The 14,951-nt window shown below is 70.9% G+C and carries 14 protein-coding genes; 6 read left to right on the forward strand and 8 right to left on the reverse strand.

Annotated features, from left to right (window positions below; genetic code table 11):
* Positions 1-97: 97 nt before the first annotated feature.
* From ACIO52_RS05475 to ACIO52_RS05485, 3 genes are all read left to right on the forward strand, one after another.
* Positions 98-1,513 carry an LCP family protein gene (locus tag ACIO52_RS05475; RefSeq protein ID WP_218718680.1) on the forward strand — a complete coding sequence of 472 codons (1,416 nt, stop codon included), beginning with the start codon at positions 98-100 and terminating at the stop codon, positions 1,511-1,513.
* Positions 1,514-1,516: 3 nt separating this feature from the next.
* Positions 1,517-2,230 carry a TIGR03089 family protein gene (locus ACIO52_RS05480; protein WP_218718608.1) on the forward strand — a complete coding sequence of 238 codons (714 nt, stop codon included), beginning with the start codon at positions 1,517-1,519 and terminating at the stop codon, positions 2,228-2,230.
* Between the two features lie 115 nt (positions 2,231-2,345).
* Positions 2,346-3,674: a cytochrome P450 gene (locus ACIO52_RS05485; RefSeq protein WP_402641897.1), complete on the forward strand. Its 1,329-nt coding sequence runs from the start codon at positions 2,346-2,348 to the stop codon at positions 3,672-3,674.
* A gap of 19 nt (positions 3,675-3,693) precedes the next feature.
* Here ACIO52_RS05485 and ACIO52_RS05490 read toward each other — a convergent pair whose 3' ends face one another.
* Together ACIO52_RS05490 and ACIO52_RS05495 are read right to left on the reverse strand one after the other, a co-directional pair.
* Positions 3,694-4,392, reverse strand: a complete 699-nt coding sequence (locus ACIO52_RS05490; protein ID WP_316575908.1) for a response regulator — start codon at positions 4,390-4,392, stop codon at positions 3,694-3,696.
* Entirely contained in the window at positions 4,389-5,942 is a 1,554-nt protein-coding gene (locus ACIO52_RS05495; RefSeq protein WP_218718611.1) for a sensor histidine kinase, read from the reverse strand. The genes ACIO52_RS05490 and ACIO52_RS05495 overlap by 4 nt, the downstream gene beginning before the upstream one ends.
* A 77-nt stretch (positions 5,943-6,019) precedes the next feature.
* Here ACIO52_RS05495 and ACIO52_RS05500 point away from each other — a divergent pair, with 77 nt between their 5' ends.
* Positions 6,020-7,375 carry a cation:dicarboxylate symporter family transporter gene (locus tag ACIO52_RS05500; RefSeq protein ID WP_218718612.1) on the forward strand — a complete coding sequence of 452 codons (1,356 nt, stop codon included), beginning with the start codon at positions 6,020-6,022 and terminating at the stop codon, positions 7,373-7,375.
* A 50-nt stretch (positions 7,376-7,425) separates the two neighbouring features.
* Here the strand turns inward: ACIO52_RS05500 and ACIO52_RS05505 are convergent, their stop codons facing one another.
* Both ACIO52_RS05505 and ACIO52_RS05510 read right to left on the reverse strand, forming a co-directional pair.
* A complete protein-coding gene (locus tag ACIO52_RS05505) occupies positions 7,426-7,644 on the reverse strand; it encodes a DUF4287 domain-containing protein (RefSeq protein ID WP_402641902.1) in 219 nt (72 codons plus the stop codon).
* A 79-nt stretch (positions 7,645-7,723) separates the two neighbouring features.
* On the reverse strand, positions 7,724-8,149 hold the full coding sequence (locus ACIO52_RS05510) for a DUF4267 domain-containing protein (RefSeq protein ID WP_218718614.1): 426 nt from the start codon (positions 8,147-8,149) through the stop codon (positions 7,724-7,726).
* Between the two features lie 111 nt (positions 8,150-8,260).
* Here ACIO52_RS05510 and ACIO52_RS05515 point away from each other — a divergent pair, with 111 nt between their 5' ends.
* Together ACIO52_RS05515 and ACIO52_RS05520 are read left to right on the forward strand one after the other, a co-directional pair.
* A complete protein-coding gene (locus ACIO52_RS05515) occupies positions 8,261-8,836 on the forward strand; it encodes a TetR/AcrR family transcriptional regulator (RefSeq protein ID WP_316575906.1) in 576 nt (191 codons plus the stop codon).
* A gap of 113 nt (positions 8,837-8,949) precedes the next feature.
* On the forward strand, positions 8,950-10,419 hold the full coding sequence (locus tag ACIO52_RS05520; RefSeq protein WP_402641905.1) for a phytoene desaturase family protein: 1,470 nt from the start codon (positions 8,950-8,952) through the stop codon (positions 10,417-10,419).
* A 1-nt stretch (position 10,420) separates the two neighbouring features.
* On the opposite strand, the gene ACIO52_RS05525 is transcribed toward ACIO52_RS05520, so the two are convergent.
* The 4 genes from ACIO52_RS05525 to ACIO52_RS05540 form a co-directional block, all read right to left on the reverse strand.
* A complete protein-coding gene (locus ACIO52_RS05525) occupies positions 10,421-11,359 on the reverse strand; it encodes a cation diffusion facilitator family transporter (protein WP_218718617.1) in 939 nt (312 codons plus the stop codon).
* Positions 11,360-11,476: 117 nt separating this feature from the next.
* Positions 11,477-12,397 carry a cation diffusion facilitator family transporter gene (locus tag ACIO52_RS05530; RefSeq protein ID WP_316575904.1) on the reverse strand — a complete coding sequence of 307 codons (921 nt, stop codon included), beginning with the start codon at positions 12,395-12,397 and terminating at the stop codon, positions 11,477-11,479.
* A gap of 82 nt (positions 12,398-12,479) precedes the next feature.
* Positions 12,480-13,700 carry a mannose-6-phosphate isomerase, class I gene (manA, locus tag ACIO52_RS05535; RefSeq protein ID WP_218718619.1) on the reverse strand — a complete coding sequence of 407 codons (1,221 nt, stop codon included), beginning with the start codon at positions 13,698-13,700 and terminating at the stop codon, positions 12,480-12,482.
* A complete protein-coding gene (locus ACIO52_RS05540; RefSeq protein ID WP_218718620.1) occupies positions 13,700-14,923 on the reverse strand; it encodes a tobH protein in 1,224 nt (407 codons plus the stop codon). The genes manA and ACIO52_RS05540 overlap by 1 nt, the downstream gene beginning before the upstream one ends.
* Between the last annotated feature and the right edge of the window lie 28 nt (positions 14,924-14,951).

Here is a 14,951-nt window from a genome sequence, read left to right on the forward strand (position 1 = left end):
CCGGGCGCGGAGTTCGTCGAGAGGATCACGAGTGCGAGAGTCGACACGACCACCCACGGTCGCCACGCAGCCCGGTGCCATCGGCCCGGTGAAGGTGATGGTGGCGATCTCGGCGGTGCTGGTGCTCGCCCTCACCGGATTCGCGTGGCGCAGTGTCGACAATCTGATCGCCAATATCGATCGCATCGGCGGCCTCGGTCTCGGCGGCGGCCGCGACGGCGCGGTCGACATCCTGCTCGTCGGTGTCGACAGCCGCACCGACGCGCACGGCAACCCGCTGACCTCCGCCGAGCGCGCGATGCTGCACGCGGGCGACGAGGTGGGCACCAATACCGACACCATCGTGCTGGTCCGGGTGCCCAACGACGGCCGCTCGGCCACCGCGATCTCGATCCCGCGCGACTCCTACGTCGACGTTCCCGGCCAGGGCAAGGCCAAGATCAACTCCGCCTACGGCTCCACCAAGGAGACCGAACGCGCCGAGCTGCTGGCCGAAGGCAGCTCCGAGGCCGACGCCGAACGCGAGTCGACCAAGTCGGGCAGGCAGGCGCTGATCAAGTCGGTGGCCTCGCTCACCGGCATCACGGTCGACCACTACGCCGAGGTCAGCCTGCTGGGCTTCGTGCTGCTCACCGATGCCGTGGGCGGGGTCGAGGTGTGCCTGAACAACGCGGTGGACGAATGGATGTCGGGCGCGGACTTCCCGGCCGGGCAGCAGCGCCTCGACGGGCAGCAGGCGCTGAGCTTCGTGCGTCAGCGGCACGGGCTGCCGCGCGGTGACATCGATCGCATCGTGCGTCAGCAGGTGTTCATGGCCCAGCTGGTCGGCCAGCTGCTCAACGCCAAGATCCTGGCGAATCCGAACAAGCTCAGCGAGATCAGTGAGGCGGTCGGGCGCACGGTGGTGCTCGACGAGGACTGGGACGTGCTGGCCTTCCTGCAGCAGCTCAAGGATCTCTCCGGCGGCAAGGTGGAATTCGAGACCATCCCGGTCGCCGACCTCAACAGCATGACCTCGGCGGGTGAATCGGTGGTCCGGGTCGAGCCCAAGGCGGTGCAGGCCTATGTCGCCGGGCTCGTCGGCGAGGAGAAGAAGGGTGAGGACAAGCCGAAGCTCGACCCGTCGACGGTGACGGTGAGCGTGTTCAACGCCGGCGGCAAGGCCGGGCTGGCGGCCAAGGTGTCGACGGCATTGACCGGCAAGGGTTTCCGCGAGGGCCTGGTGGGCAATTACTCCGGAGGCAGCGTGAGTTCGAGCCGGGTGCTCGCCGTGGACGCCGAGGATCCGAAGGCCGCGGCGGTGGCCGAGGCGCTCGGTGGTCTCACCGTGGTCGCGGATCCGTCACTGTCGGCGGATACCGTGAGCGTGGTGCTGGCGAGCGACTATTCTGGTCCGGGCTCGGCCGCGGCAGGCATGTTCGATTTCGACGGAACATCCTCGGCGACCGCGACGCCAGTACCGCCAGCCCCGCCGATCGACGCAGGCCAGAACGGACCGAAATGCGTGAACTGACCCATGCGTGAGCCGAACTCGACGCTCACCGACGTCCTCCTCGACCCGATTCTCGAACGCGACCCGGCCGGTCCGCGCGTCACCTGGTACGACGACGCCACCGGCGCCCGCATCGAGCTGTCGGGCCTGACGCTGGCCAACTGGGCCGCCAAGACCGCCAATCTGCTGCGCGACGAGTTCGCGCTCAGTCCCGGCGCCCGGGTCGCGGTGCTGCTGCCCGCGCACTGGCAGACCGCGGCGGTGCTGCTCGGCTGCTGGTGGGCGGGCACGGAGGTGGTGCTCACCCCCGATCCCGACGCCGACCTCGCGCTGGTCACCCCCGACCGGCTCGACGACGCCGACGGCGTCGACGAAGTGGCGGTGCTGTCGCTGGACGCGATGGGCACTCCGGTGCGCGACCTGCCGGTCGGCGTCACCGATTTCGCCACGGCGGTGCGTGTGCACGGCGACCAGTTCCTGCCCGGCGGCTTCCGGGCCGCGCTCGACGGCCTCTCGGTCGGCGAGGTGCTCGCCGAGGCCAGGAAGTCGGCGGCGCTGCAAGGGATCTCCGCCGGCGACCGGGTGCTGTCGAGCGCGCCGTGGGAGACCGTGGCCGAGCTGATCGACGGCTACATCGCGGTGCTGTACGCCGGCGCCTCGCTGGTCCAGGTGGTCAATCCCGATCCGGCGGCCGTGGAGCATCGGGCCGCCACCGAGCGGGTGACGGTCCGGCGCTGACCGCCGTCGCGTCTCCTACCCAGGTATAGGTCGATCTCCGACTGGAACACGTTCCGCGTCGTGCCCGAAGTCCGTACGGTGGAGTCATCCATTCGGCAGAGCGGCAGGGGTGGCGATGAACGCGCGGTACTGGTTGCGATGGTCGGCCGAGCACGGAGCGCCACGGGCGGTCCTGCGCTGGCAGGTGCGCAAGGGCGACCCGTTCGCCGTCCTGCTCAGCGGACAGCGCGGCCTGCACGATCCCTACCCGCTGATCGACGAACTGCGCGCGCCCGGCGGACTGCTGCGGACCCCGCTGTCCTACGCGGCCTTCGACCACGCCCAGGTCCGGGCCATTCTGCGGGATACCCGATTCGGTGTGCGGCAGGCGCTCGGCGGTGACCTGCCGGGTCCGTGGCGCAAGCTGGCCGAGCGGGTCACGGTCCCGCCCAACCCGGTCGAGCCGCCGTCGATGCTGGTCCTGGACCCGCCCGAGCACACCAGGATGCGCAAGCCGGTGGCCTCGGCGTTCACCCCGCGCGCCATCGCCCGGCTGCGGGACCGGGTGGAGGTGGTCACCGCCGAGCTGCTCAACGCGATGCCCGCGCACGGCTCGGTCGACCTGATCACCGATTTCGCCGCCAGGGTGCCGATCGCGATCATCGCCGACATGCTCGGCTTCCCCGCCGCCGACCGCGACCTGTTCCTGCGCTGGGGCGACCGGGTCACGCCGCTGCTCGACATCGGCACCTCGTGGCGCACCTACCGGGGCGCGATGGCGGCGATCGAATCCATGGACGACTACCTGGCCGCGCACATCGCCCAGCTGCGCCGCGACCCCGGCGAGGACATCCTCTCGACGCTGGTCAGTTCCGGCGACCTGGACCTGCGCGAACTCCAGGCGGGCGCCAGTCTGCTGATGGGCGCCGGTTTCGAGACCACCGTGAATCTGATCGGCAACGCGATCGCGGCGCTGTCGGCCAACCCCGACCAGCTCGCGCTGGCCCAGGACGATCCCGACCGCTGGCCCGCCGTGGTGGAGGAGACACTGCGCTTCGATCCGCCGGTGCAGACCACCGCGCGGCAGGCGCTCGAGGACGTCGAGATCGACGGCGTCACCGTGCGGGAGGGCAGCACCGTCATCCTGTCGCTGGCGGGCGCCAACCGTGACCCCGCCGTCTTCGCCGACCCGCACCGCTTCGACATCGACCGCCCCAACCTGCGCGAACACGTCGCCTTCAGCAGCGGTATCCACGCCTGCCTCGGCGCGAGCCTGGCCCGGATGGAGGCCGTGCACGCCCTGCGCGCGCTCTACACCCGCTATCCGAACCTGCGGCTACGCGGGGAACCGGTGCGGCGGAACCTGTTCACCCTGCACGGTTTCGAGCACATGCCGGTCGAGCTGGGTCCGGTGGCGCGCACCCCGTCGCCCGACGGCTTGGCCGGCGCCGCGAGCCTGTCCTGACTCCCGGCGCGGGCCCGCCCTAGGCGCCCGCGCGCCAGCGATACCGAGTCTTGGGCCGACCCGCACGGCCGTAATCGGCGCGGCGCTCGGCCAGTCCGTCGTCGGCCAGCTTTTCCAGGTAGCGCCACGCGGTGATGCGCGAAACCCCCACGGCCGCAGCGGCATCGGTCGCGGTGATCCCCGACTCGGCCGAGCGCACCGCGCGCGAGACCTCCTCGAGAGTGTGCTGCACAACGCCTTTGGGCGCACCGGCACGCTGGTCGGCGGTGCGCAAGGCGCCCAGGGCGCGATCGATGTCGTACTGCGACAGCGCCGCCTCGCCCGCGGGGAGCGCGGTGTCGAAATCGCGGTAGCGCTCGAGCTTCTCGCGGAACGCGGCGAAGGTGAACGGCTTGAGCAGGTACAGCACCACGCCGTGGGCGACGGCATTGCGCACCATGGTCAGCTCGCGGGCGGAGGTGATCGCGATGACGTCCGGGCGCGGTTCCAGGCCGTTGAGGGCGGCGGCCACCTCGAGTCCACTGATATCGGGCAGGCCGATGTCCATCAGCACCAGGTGGAACGGATTGCCGTCGGCGATCGCCTCGGCGGCCAGCGTGAGCGCGTCGCGACCGGTATGCGCGACGCCGCCGGTGACGAACCCGTCCAGCCGCTCGAGATAGGCCCGGTGGGCCTGGGCGATCAACGGCTCGTCCTCGACGATCAGGACCCGGATCATTTCTTCTCCCTCAGCGGAATGCGAACGATGACCGCGCTGTGTGGTGCGGCCGTGGTGGTGATGGCGCCGCCGTGCCGATCGACGAGGCGGTGCACGAGTGCCAAGCCGAGTCCGGCGTGGTCGGTCTTGGTGGTGTAGCCGCGTTCGGCGGCGCGCGAGAACATCTGCGCCGACATGCCGGGCCCGCTGTCGGCGACCCGGACCACCAGCTCGCCGTCACGGTGATACACCGATACCTCGACTCGCTTGTCGACGGTGCCCGCCGCCGCGTCGATCGCGTTGTCGACCAGGTTGCCGACCAGCGTGACCGCCTCGTGCGCCGAGAGCGGATCGGCGGAGTCCAGCGCGGTGTCCTCGCTGATGGCCAGGCTCACCCCGCGCTCGGCGGCCTGGTCGACCTTGCCCAGCAGCAGCGCGGCCAGTGCCGCGTCGCCGACAGCGGACAGCAGCCGGTCGATCAGGACCTGCGAGAGCCGCAGTTCCGCGGTGGCGAAGGCGACCGCCTCCTCCGGGCGGCCCAGCTCGACCATGGTGACGACGGTGTGCAGCCGATTGGCGGCCTCGTGCGCCTGCGCGCGCAGCGACTCGGCGAACCCGCGGACGGAGTCGAGCTCGCCGAGCACCGCGCGCAGCTCGGTCTGGTCGCGGATGGTCAGCACGGTGCCGATCGGGCGGCCCTCCCAGCTGACGACGTCCTGGTTGACCAGCAGCACCCGGTCGGTGGTCACGTGCGTCTCGTCGCGCACCACGCCCCACCGCATCTGCTGCAGCGAGGTCGGCAGGTCGGTGCGATGCACCGGGCCGTCGGGCAGGTCGAGCAGCGTGCGCGCCTGATCGTTGACCACCTCGGCGGGCCCCGGCGCGGTCCCGAACACCACCAGGCCCTCGTGCACGGAATGCAGGACCGCGTCGTGGTGCTCGTAGAGCGCGCGCAACTCGTCGGGTGCCAGGCCGTGGGTCTGGCGCCGCAGCCTGCGGCTGATCAGGAACGACGAGCAGGCCGCCAGCGCGAGCCCGGCCGCGGAGACACCGAGGATCACCGGCACCTGGGAGGCGACCTGGGTGCCGATCCTGGCCCTGGTCACCCCGGCCGAGACCAGGGCGACCACCCGGCCGCCGTCGTAGACCGGGGTGACCGCGCGGATCGAGGGGCCGAGCGAGCCGGTGAAGGTCTCGGTCAGCGTCTGCCCGGCCAGCGCGGCGTCGATGCTGCCGGTGAACGGCTTGCCGATCAGCTCGGGATTGGTGTGGGTGTAGCGGGTGCGGTCCGGCGCCATCACCACGATGAAGTCCATGCCGGTGTCGGCGCGGATGCGTTCGGTGGTGGGCTGCAGCAGTCCGCTGGGGTAGGGCGAGTTCACCGCGGCCAGCGTCGACGGCGCGCGCGCCACGGTCACCGCCACGTCGCGGACCTGCAGTTCGGTGGCCACATCGTGGTCGTGACGGGCGTCGAAGACCGCCAGCACGGTCCCGGTCCCGATCATCAGGGCCAGCACCACCAGCTGCCAGACGAAGGCCTGCCCGGCGAGCGACAACCGCACTCGTCGCATCTTGCCCTCCGACCTCGTCTTGAACGTTATGCACCAAATGTGATGGGAGTCACAGTGGTTCCGGATGATTGTGCGCCATGAGCACAACCGCCGCACCTTCGCGGAAACGCGACCATACCCATTGGCTGTACATCGCGGTGATCTTCGCGGTCCTCGCGGGCATCCTGGTCGGCCGGCTGGCGCCGGAATTCGGTCAGTCGCTGGCGCCGCTGGGCACCCTGTTCGTGAACCTGATCAAGATGATGATCGCACCCGTCATCTTCTGCACGATCGTCCTGGGCATCGGATCGGTGCGCGCGGCCGCCACCGTCGGCAAGGTCGGTGGCCTGGCCATCGCCTACTTCCTGGCGATGTCGACGGTCGCGCTCGGCATCGGTCTGGTCGTCGGGAACCTGATCGAGCCGGGCACCGGGCTGGGTGCGGGCAGCGCGGGCGCGGGCGCGAAATACGCCGAGCAGGCGCACGGCGCCGGCGGCACCTGGGACTTCATCCAGGCCATCGTGCCGACGACGCTGGTGTCCTCGCTGACCGCGGGCAGCGTGCTGCAGGCGCTGTTCGTCGCGCTGCTGGTCGGCTTCGCGGTCCAGGCGATGGGCGAGGCGGGCGCGCCGATCCTGCGCGCGGTCTCGCTCGGTCAGAAGCTGGTGTTCCGGATCCTGTCGATGATCCTGTGGCTGGCTCCGATCGGCGCGTTCGGCGCGATCGCCAATGTGGTGGGCCGCACCGGCTGGTCGGCGGTGGTCGAGCTGGCGACGCTGATGATCGCGTTCTACCTGACCTGCCTGGTGTTCGTCTTCGGCGTGCTCGGGGTGGTGCTGCGGCTGGTCTCGGGGGTGTCGATCCTGAAGCTGTGCCGGTACCTGGCACGCGAGTACCTGCTGATCGTGGCGACCTCGTCCTCGGAGTCGGCGCTGCCGCGTCTGGTGGCGAAGATGGAGCACGCGGGTGTGGAGCGCACGACGGTGGGCGTCGTCGTGCCGACCGGGTATTCGTTCAACCTCGACGGCACCGCGATCTACCTGACCATGGCCTCGATCTTCATCGCCGACGCGATGGGCAAGCCGTTGAGCCTGGGCGAGCAGATCGGCCTGCTGCTGTTCATGATCATCGCGTCCAAGGGCGCGGCGGGCGTGACCGGCGCCGGGCTGGCCACCCTCGCCGGCGGCCTGCAGAGTCACCGTCCCGAACTGCTCGACGGCGTCGGCCTGATCGTCGGCATCGACCGGTTCATGTCCGAAGCCCGTGCGCTGACCAACTTCTCGGGCAATGCCGTGGCCACCCTGCTCATCGGCACCTGGACCAAGACCGTCGACGCCGACCGCACTCGCCGTGTCCTCGATCGCGAACTGCCCTTCGACGAGGAGACGATGGTCGACGACCACCCGGTCGACGACGTCGCGGAACCCGAGCCGAAACCCGTTCCGGTGCGGTGACAGACGGGAAAGGCCCCGCAGGCGCTGCGGGGCCTTCACGGTGCCGAACCTCAGGCGCGCGCCCACTTCTCCGGGTGGAGGTGGTACTGCACCAGGGCGGTGGCGTGCCCGTGCCCGAGGCCGTGCTCGGTCTTGAGCCAGGTGACCAGCGCGGCGTGCTTGGTCTGTTCGGCGGCGCCGAGGATGGTCAGCCACTCGTCGACGGTGCGGCCGTACTTGGCCTCGATGGTGGGGAAGTAGGACGCGGGGCCGTGCGGTGCGTTCGCCATGGTGGTTCCTCCTCGGTCGTGTGCTCGTTGTGGGTGAAGACGGTGGGGGCGCGCGGAATTCATCGCCGCGTGACCGGCGTCACGCGGCGACGGCGACCCGCTGGTCGACGGTGGCCGTGACGGTGCGGTGTTCGCGCATCAGCAGCACGCCGGTCAGGGCGACGAGCGCGGCGGTGAAGCCGTGGATGCCGAAGGCGGCCGCAGCCGAGCCGTCCCAGCTCAGCACCGTGATCATGTCGCCGGTCGGGATCAGGGCCAGCACCAGCATCGTGATGCCGAGCGCGAAGCGCTGGCGGGCGGCCAGCAGCGCGATGATCAGCAGGCCGCACACGGTATCGCGCACGCCCTTGAGATTCAGGAAGGCCACCGCGTCGCCCTCGGGCCGGGTGGGCAGGCCGAAGCCGGTGGCGATGGTCTCCGGCGTGATCAGGTAGCTCAGGCCGATGTAGAGGATGAAGGCCGCGCCGAGGACGGAGAGGGCGGTGGCGATGCGCGAGACGGTCATGGTGTGCTCCTGGCTCTGTATTGCAACGCTCTGAAATCTAGCGCTGCTAGGTGATGGGAGAACGATAACGCGAGTCTCGCTATCTTGTCTAGCGTTGCTAGAATTTCGAGCATGAGCACCCAGACCCGCAAGGAACGTGAACGCGCCCAACGTCAGCAGCAGATCGTCGACACCGCTCGCGAGCTGGCCGAAGCCGAGGGCTGGGACGCGGTCACCATCCGCAAACTGGCCGAGCGCATCGAGTACAGCCAGCCGGTGCTCTACAGCCACTTCGCGAACAAGGCCGCCATCGTCGGGGCCGTCGCGCTGCAAGGCTGTGTCGAGCTGGCCGAGGAGATGCGCCTGGCGCGGGAGAGCGCGACGACCCGCACCGAGGTGTTCGACAGGGTCGCCCGCGCCTACCTCGACTTCGCCACCGCCAACCCGGCCCGCTACGACGCGATCTTCGTGCTCACCACCGATCTGAACTTCGGCCTGGACGCGCCACAGCCGCTGCGCGACGCCTTCGCCGGCCTCGAGGCCATGTTCAGCGCCGGCGCCGAGGGTGACGAACTCGGCGCGCGCACCGAGGTGGCCTGGGCCGGGCTGCACGGCCTCGCGACGCTGGAACGCAGCGACAGGCTGCGCCCGGAACTGCGCGAACGGCGGATCGCCCTGCTGGTCGAGAGCTGGGCCGCGTTCGGGTAACCGCACGGGCCCGGCCGGGTGACCGACGACTCGTCGGCGACGGTCCACACGCCGCGTAGGTTGGAGACAACGACGCAGGTCGCCCGGGGCGACCGAAGGCGAAGGGACGACGGATGGCTGAGGTCGTAGTAGTCGGGTCGGGCCCGAACGGCTTGGCCGCGGCGGTGATCGCGGCGCGCGCCGGCCTCTCGGTGCGGGTGCTCGAGGCCCAGGATCAGCCGGGCGGCGGGTCACGCACCGCCGAACTCACCCTGCCCGGTTTCCACCACGACCTCTGCGCCGGCGCGCATCCGATGGCGTTGGCCTCGCCCTTCTTTCGCGCGTTCGATCTGCCCGCACACGGTGTCGAGCTGCTGACCCCGACGATCTCCTACGCGCATCCGCTCGACGGCGGCATCGCCGGATCGGCCTGGCGCAACCTCGAATCCACGGTCGCCGACCTCGGCCGCGACGGCCCCGCCTGGCGCGCGCTGTTCGGGCCGCTCGTCGAGCACTGGCCCGACGTGGTCGACCTGGCGATGTCGGATCTGCGGCACCCGCCGCTGCGAATTCCCACCGCCGCCCGCTTCGGCCTGCGGCTGCTCGAACAGGGATCACCCCTGTGGAACAACCGCTTCCACGACGAGGTCGCGCCCGCGCTGCTGACCGGCGTCGCCACCCACGCGATCACCCAGCCGCGCGCCCTGCCCGCGGTCGGCGCCGCCCTGCTGCTCGGCACCCTGGCGCACGCGGGCGGCTGGGTGATTCCGCGCGGCGGCAGCCAGGCCATCCCGAACGCGCTGATCGCCGAGCTGGAACGGCTCGGCGGCGAGGTCGTCACCGGGCACCGGGTCGACGACTTCGCCGAGCTGGCGCGGGCCCGCGCCGTCCTGTTCGACACCTCGCCCGCCGAACTCCTGCGCATCGCCGGTGACCGCCTGCCCGCGCGCTACCGCGAACGCCTGGGCCGATTCCGCTACGGCGGGGCCGCCTGCAAGGTCGACTTCGCGCTGTCGGGCCCGGTGCCGTGGACCGCGCCCGGCTGCGAGCTGGCGGGCACCCTGCATCTGGTGGGCACCCGCGACGAGGCGATGCGCGCCGAACGCCGGATCGCGGCGGGCGAATTCGCGGAGCGGCCCTATGTGCTGGCGATCCAGCCCGGGGTCGTCGACGCGACCAGGGCCCCGGCGGGAAAGCACACCTTCTACACCTACGCCCACGTGCCCAACGGTTCCGACCGCGACATCAGCGAGGCGGTGATCGCCCAGGTCGAACGCTTCGCGCCCGGCTTCCGTGACCTGATCCTCGCGAAACACGTGACGCCGGCGGCCTTCATGCCCGCCCACAACGCCAACTACGTCGGCGGGGACATCTCGGCGGGCGCGATGACCGTGCGCCAGACCGCCTTCCGCCCCTTGGCCCGCTGGAACCCCTACGCCACCCCGATCCCCGGCACCTACCTGTGCTCGTCGTCGACCCCGCCCGGTCCCGGCGTACACGGCATGCCCGGCTTGCACGCCGCCGGGCATCTGTTGCGCACCCGCTTCGGCATCGTCACCGAGCCGCTGGAGCTGCTGCGCGGCGCGGCGCCCGCCTACCACTGAATCAGGGTGTGGCGCCCGCCGATTCGGTCTTGACGACGTCGGGTTCCAGGTAGACGGTGCAGGAGTGGGGCGCAGCCACGCGGATGCGGTAGTCGGCGGCGTCGATGGCCTCGCCGACCTGACTGATGTCGAGCCCGGGTTGCATCGCGATCTTCGCGTTGACCAGCAGATCCTCCGGACCGAGGTACTGGGTCTGGATCCGGATGACCCGCACGATGCGAGGGTCGGCGAGCAGGGCCGCGCGAATCGCGGTGTCCTCCTTGGCCGTGGCGCCCTCCCCGATGAGCAGACTCTTGGTCTCGATGATCAGCACGATCGCGTTCACACCGAGCAGCAGCCCGATCAACAGGGTGCCGATGCCGTCCCACACCCCGTTGCCGGTGAGCACCGTCAGGCCCACCCCGGCCAGCGCGAACACCAGGCCGATCAGCGCGCCCATGTCCTCGAGCAGCACCACCGGCAGCTCGGGATTGCGGGTGGTGCGGATGAAATGCCACCAGCTGCGCTCGCCCTTCAATGGTGCGGACTGCTTGCGCGCGGTGCGGAAACTGAAGCCCTCGAGCACCATCGACACCAGCAGGATCACGATCGCGACCGACGGCGACTCGATCCCGTGCGGGGACGCGATCTTGTGGATCGCCTCGTTCACCGCGAACAGCGAGCCCATGGTGAACAGCACCAGCGCGACGACGAACGAATAGAAGTACCGGTTGCGCGAATACCCGAAGGGGTGCAGCGTGTCGGGAACCCGTCCGGCCCGATGCTGCCCGACCAGCAGCAATGCCTCGTTGGCGGTGTCGGCGACCGAGTGCACGGCCTCGGCGAGCATCGACGACGAGCCGGTGATGAACGCGCCGATGAACTTCGCGGTCATGATGCCCGCGTTCGCCGCCAGCGCGGCGATGATCGCGATCTTGCTCTCTCCACCTTCACCGGCCATGGCACCGAACGGTACCCGCACAGACCGGGACGGCCCGCCCTGTGCGGCCGCCGTGTCGGCCGACGCGAATCGCCGCCGACCCGGACGGGACGACGGCGATTCGGTGAGCCGGACGGATCAGACGGACTGGGTCCGGTACAGATCGGGCTCCAGGTAGATCAGCCGGGCGGTGGGCACCGCGGCCCGCACCCGCACCTCGGCCGCGTCGATGGCCTCGGCGATGTCGGCGATGTCGAGGTCCGGCGCGATCGCGACCTTGGCGGCGACCAGCATCTCCTCCGGGCCCAGGTACTCGCTCTTGAGGTGGATCACCGAGGTGATCTTCGCGCCGTCGACCAGGTTGGCGCGGATGGCGTCGTCCTGCTCCGGGGTCGCGCCCTCACCGATCAGCAGGCTCTTCATCTCCACGATCAGCACGATGGCGATGACGCCGAGCAGCACACCGATGGCCAGGGTACCGATGCCGTCGAAGATCGGATCGTCGGTGACCATGGTCAGGCCGACCGCGCCGAAGGCGATCACCAGGCCGATGAGCGCGCCGGTGTCCTCGAGCAGCACCACCGGCAGCTCGGGGCTGCGCGAGTTGCGGATGAACCGCCACCAGCTCGCCTCGCCCTTGAGCGGCCGGGACTCGCGGACAGCGGTGATGAAGCTGAAGGTCTCCAAGCCGATCGCGATGCCGAGGATGACGATCGCGACGATCGGCTGGCTCAGCTCCTCCGGATGCTGGATCTTGTGGATGCCCTCGTAGATCGCGTACACCGAGCCGAGGGTGAACAGCACCAGGGCCACGACGAAGGAGTAGAAGTAGCGGTTGCGTCCGTAGCCGAACTGGTGCAACTCGTCGGCGTCCTTGGCGGCCGCGCGCTGACCGAACAGCAGCAGACCCTGGTTGGCCGTATCGGCGACCGAGTGCACCGCCTCGGCCATCATCGACGCCGATCCGGTGATCACGGCGCCGACGAACTTCGACACCGCGATTCCCGCGTTGGCCGTCAACGCGGCGACGATCGCCTTCTTGCCACCACCAGCCGACATACCCGGCCCGCCCTTCTCTCCGCTGTACACGCTCGTGCCCGCAACAGCCTAGAGGGAGGGGCGTGAAATGTACGCTTCGGCGTCAGTTCTCGGCGCCGACGCAGGCGCTGAACAGCTGCGCCGACCCGCCGATCGCCCTGGCCTTGATCTCGGTGTCGGCCGCGGAGATCCACGCCGCGCTGCCGCAGGCGACGGTGAGCGTGCGCCCGTTCTGGGAGAGCTCGACGGTGCCCTCGGTGCACAGCACGATGCCGGGACCGGCGTCGGCGAGCGCGACCGGTTCGGCGTCGGCGGACAGATCGAACCGGCACAGCGCGAACTCCGGGGCGGGCGTGCGGTACCGCACGCCGCCGTCGGCAGCGGGCTCCGGTTCGATCACCGGCAGGTCGATCGGCTCGAAGTCGAGCACCCGCAACAGCTCCGGCACATCGACGTGCTTGGGGGTGAGGCCACCGCGCAACACGTTGTCGGAGTTGGCCATGATCTCCACGCCGACGCCACGCAGGTAGGCGTGCAGGTTGCCGGCGTCGAGGTAGAGGGCCTGGCCGGGCTCCAGCGTCAACCGGTTCAGCAGCAGCGCCGCCAGCACGCCCGCGTCACCGGGGTAGACCTCGGCCAGCTCCAGGGCGGTGCGCACCTCGGCGGTGAAGGCACGATCGCCCTTGCCGGACAGGTAGCGCACGCAGCCCTCGAGCACCGCGGGCAGCAGCGCCGACAGCGCCGCGGCGGGCAGCGTGATCCAGGTGGTGAACAGCGTGCGCAGCCCGGCCGAATCGGGCTGGGCGGCAAGCAGTTCGGCGTAGACGTTGAGGCCGGGCACGTCGAGCGCGCGCAGCAGGTCGACGGTGCGGCGCGGGTCGCGGAAACCGGCCAGCGCCTCGAACCGGCCCAGCGCCACAACGAGTTCCGGCTTGTGGCTGTCGTCGCGGTAGTTGCGCATGGGCGAATCCAGCGGCACCCCGGTGCGGTTCTCCCGTTCGAAGCCCGCCCTGGCCTGCGCCGAACTGGGGTGCGCCTGCAGCGACAGCGGTTCCTCGGCGGCCAGGATCTTCAGCAGGAACGGCAGCCGGGTGCCGAAGGTGTCGGCGACGGCGCCGAGTTCGCGCGCCGGATCGGCGGCGACGACCTCGAGCAACGAGCGGGTGCCACCGGCGGCTTTCACATGGGCCGGGTCGGCGGGATGGGCGCCGAACCACAGTTCGGCCTCCGGATGCGCCGACGGCACCGGCCGACCGCACAGCTGAGCGAGCGCGGTGCGCGATCCCCAGGCGTAGGAACGCAGCGCACCAACGAGTTCCTGCACTAGTAGCGTCCCCCGTCGTGGTATGGGTCCGGGTCGGGCGCGGCCGGGCCGCGCGCACCCGTCAACCGGAGATAGGCAGCGGCCATGTCCAGGCGCAAGGCCAGCACCGCCAGCTGCTCGATCTCGCTGCCGTGTCCGCCCCCTGCGGCGGAGGTGGCGGCGCCGCTGTCCGTGGTCGGGGCGGAGCCCGGCTCGGCCAGCTGGGTCTGCAGCACGTCGACGTCGGCGTGCACCAGGTCGGCGTCGACGAGCCCGCCGCCCACGCCGTCGAACACCGCGAGCTTGCGCCGCGCGGCGGCCTGATCGGGATGCACGCTCAGCGCGAGCACCCGCACCCGGTCGACCGGGGCCGGACCGTCGAGCTCCTCGTCGTGGAACAGCGGATCGAAGCCCGGTGCGGCACCGCCCGCCGCCTCGGCCAGTCGTCCGACGGCGGCGACCGCGTCGGCCAGGTCGGCGGCCGCGGCGAGCTTGCCCGCCGACTGCAGCAGCACCTCGGCGCCGTGCCCGGCCAGTTCGACCGCCGCGGGGGAGTCGCCGGCGAGAACCACGCCGACGCCGTGCATCCGCGCGGCCAGCGTCTTGGCCGGATTGTGGAAGACCTCGTTGTGCGGGCCGTCGCGCAGCGCCTCGGCGTCGAGCATGTCGGCCAGCTCGGTCAGGTCGGGCGTGGCGGGCACGCTGCGCTGGGCGTCGACCCCGCGCAGCACCGCGATGCCGACGGCGAGGAACCGCAGCAGCCGGTTGTGGTCGAGCACGGGCACGCGCGGTTCGAGCACGATCGCGCGACCGGCGGCGACCGCGCGCAGCGGACCCTCGTTGGGCGCGGCCACGATGACCTCGGCACTGCGCCGCAGCGCGCGGTCCACGGCATCGATCAGGCGCGGATCGCCCGCGTCGTCGCCTGCCACCAGCACCACGTCGAGCGGACCGACCCACGGCGGCAGCGCGGTGACGGGCACGATCGGCAGCCCGGCCCGGTCACCGAGGCCGGCGACCAGCAGGCCGGCGGCGCGGGTGGCCCGGCCCGAGCCGGACACGAGGACCAGGCTGCGCGGACGCAGTTCGGCGAGGCGTTCGGTGAGCGAGGCCTCGGCGACCGCCGCGGCCGTGGCGCGCACCTGCGCGCCGCCCGAAGCCGCCGAACGCAAGGCGCCACCGGTGTCGGCCGCCTCCAGCGACGCGGCATCGTCGAGGTCGAATACGGGTGTGCCAGCGATCATCGCCGATCCCACCTCCCCTCATCGCGCT

It is taken from the genome of Nocardia sp. NPDC087230, from assembly GCF_044744725.1.
Taxonomy (GTDB): domain Bacteria; phylum Actinomycetota; class Actinomycetes; order Mycobacteriales; family Mycobacteriaceae; genus Nocardia; species Nocardia canadensis.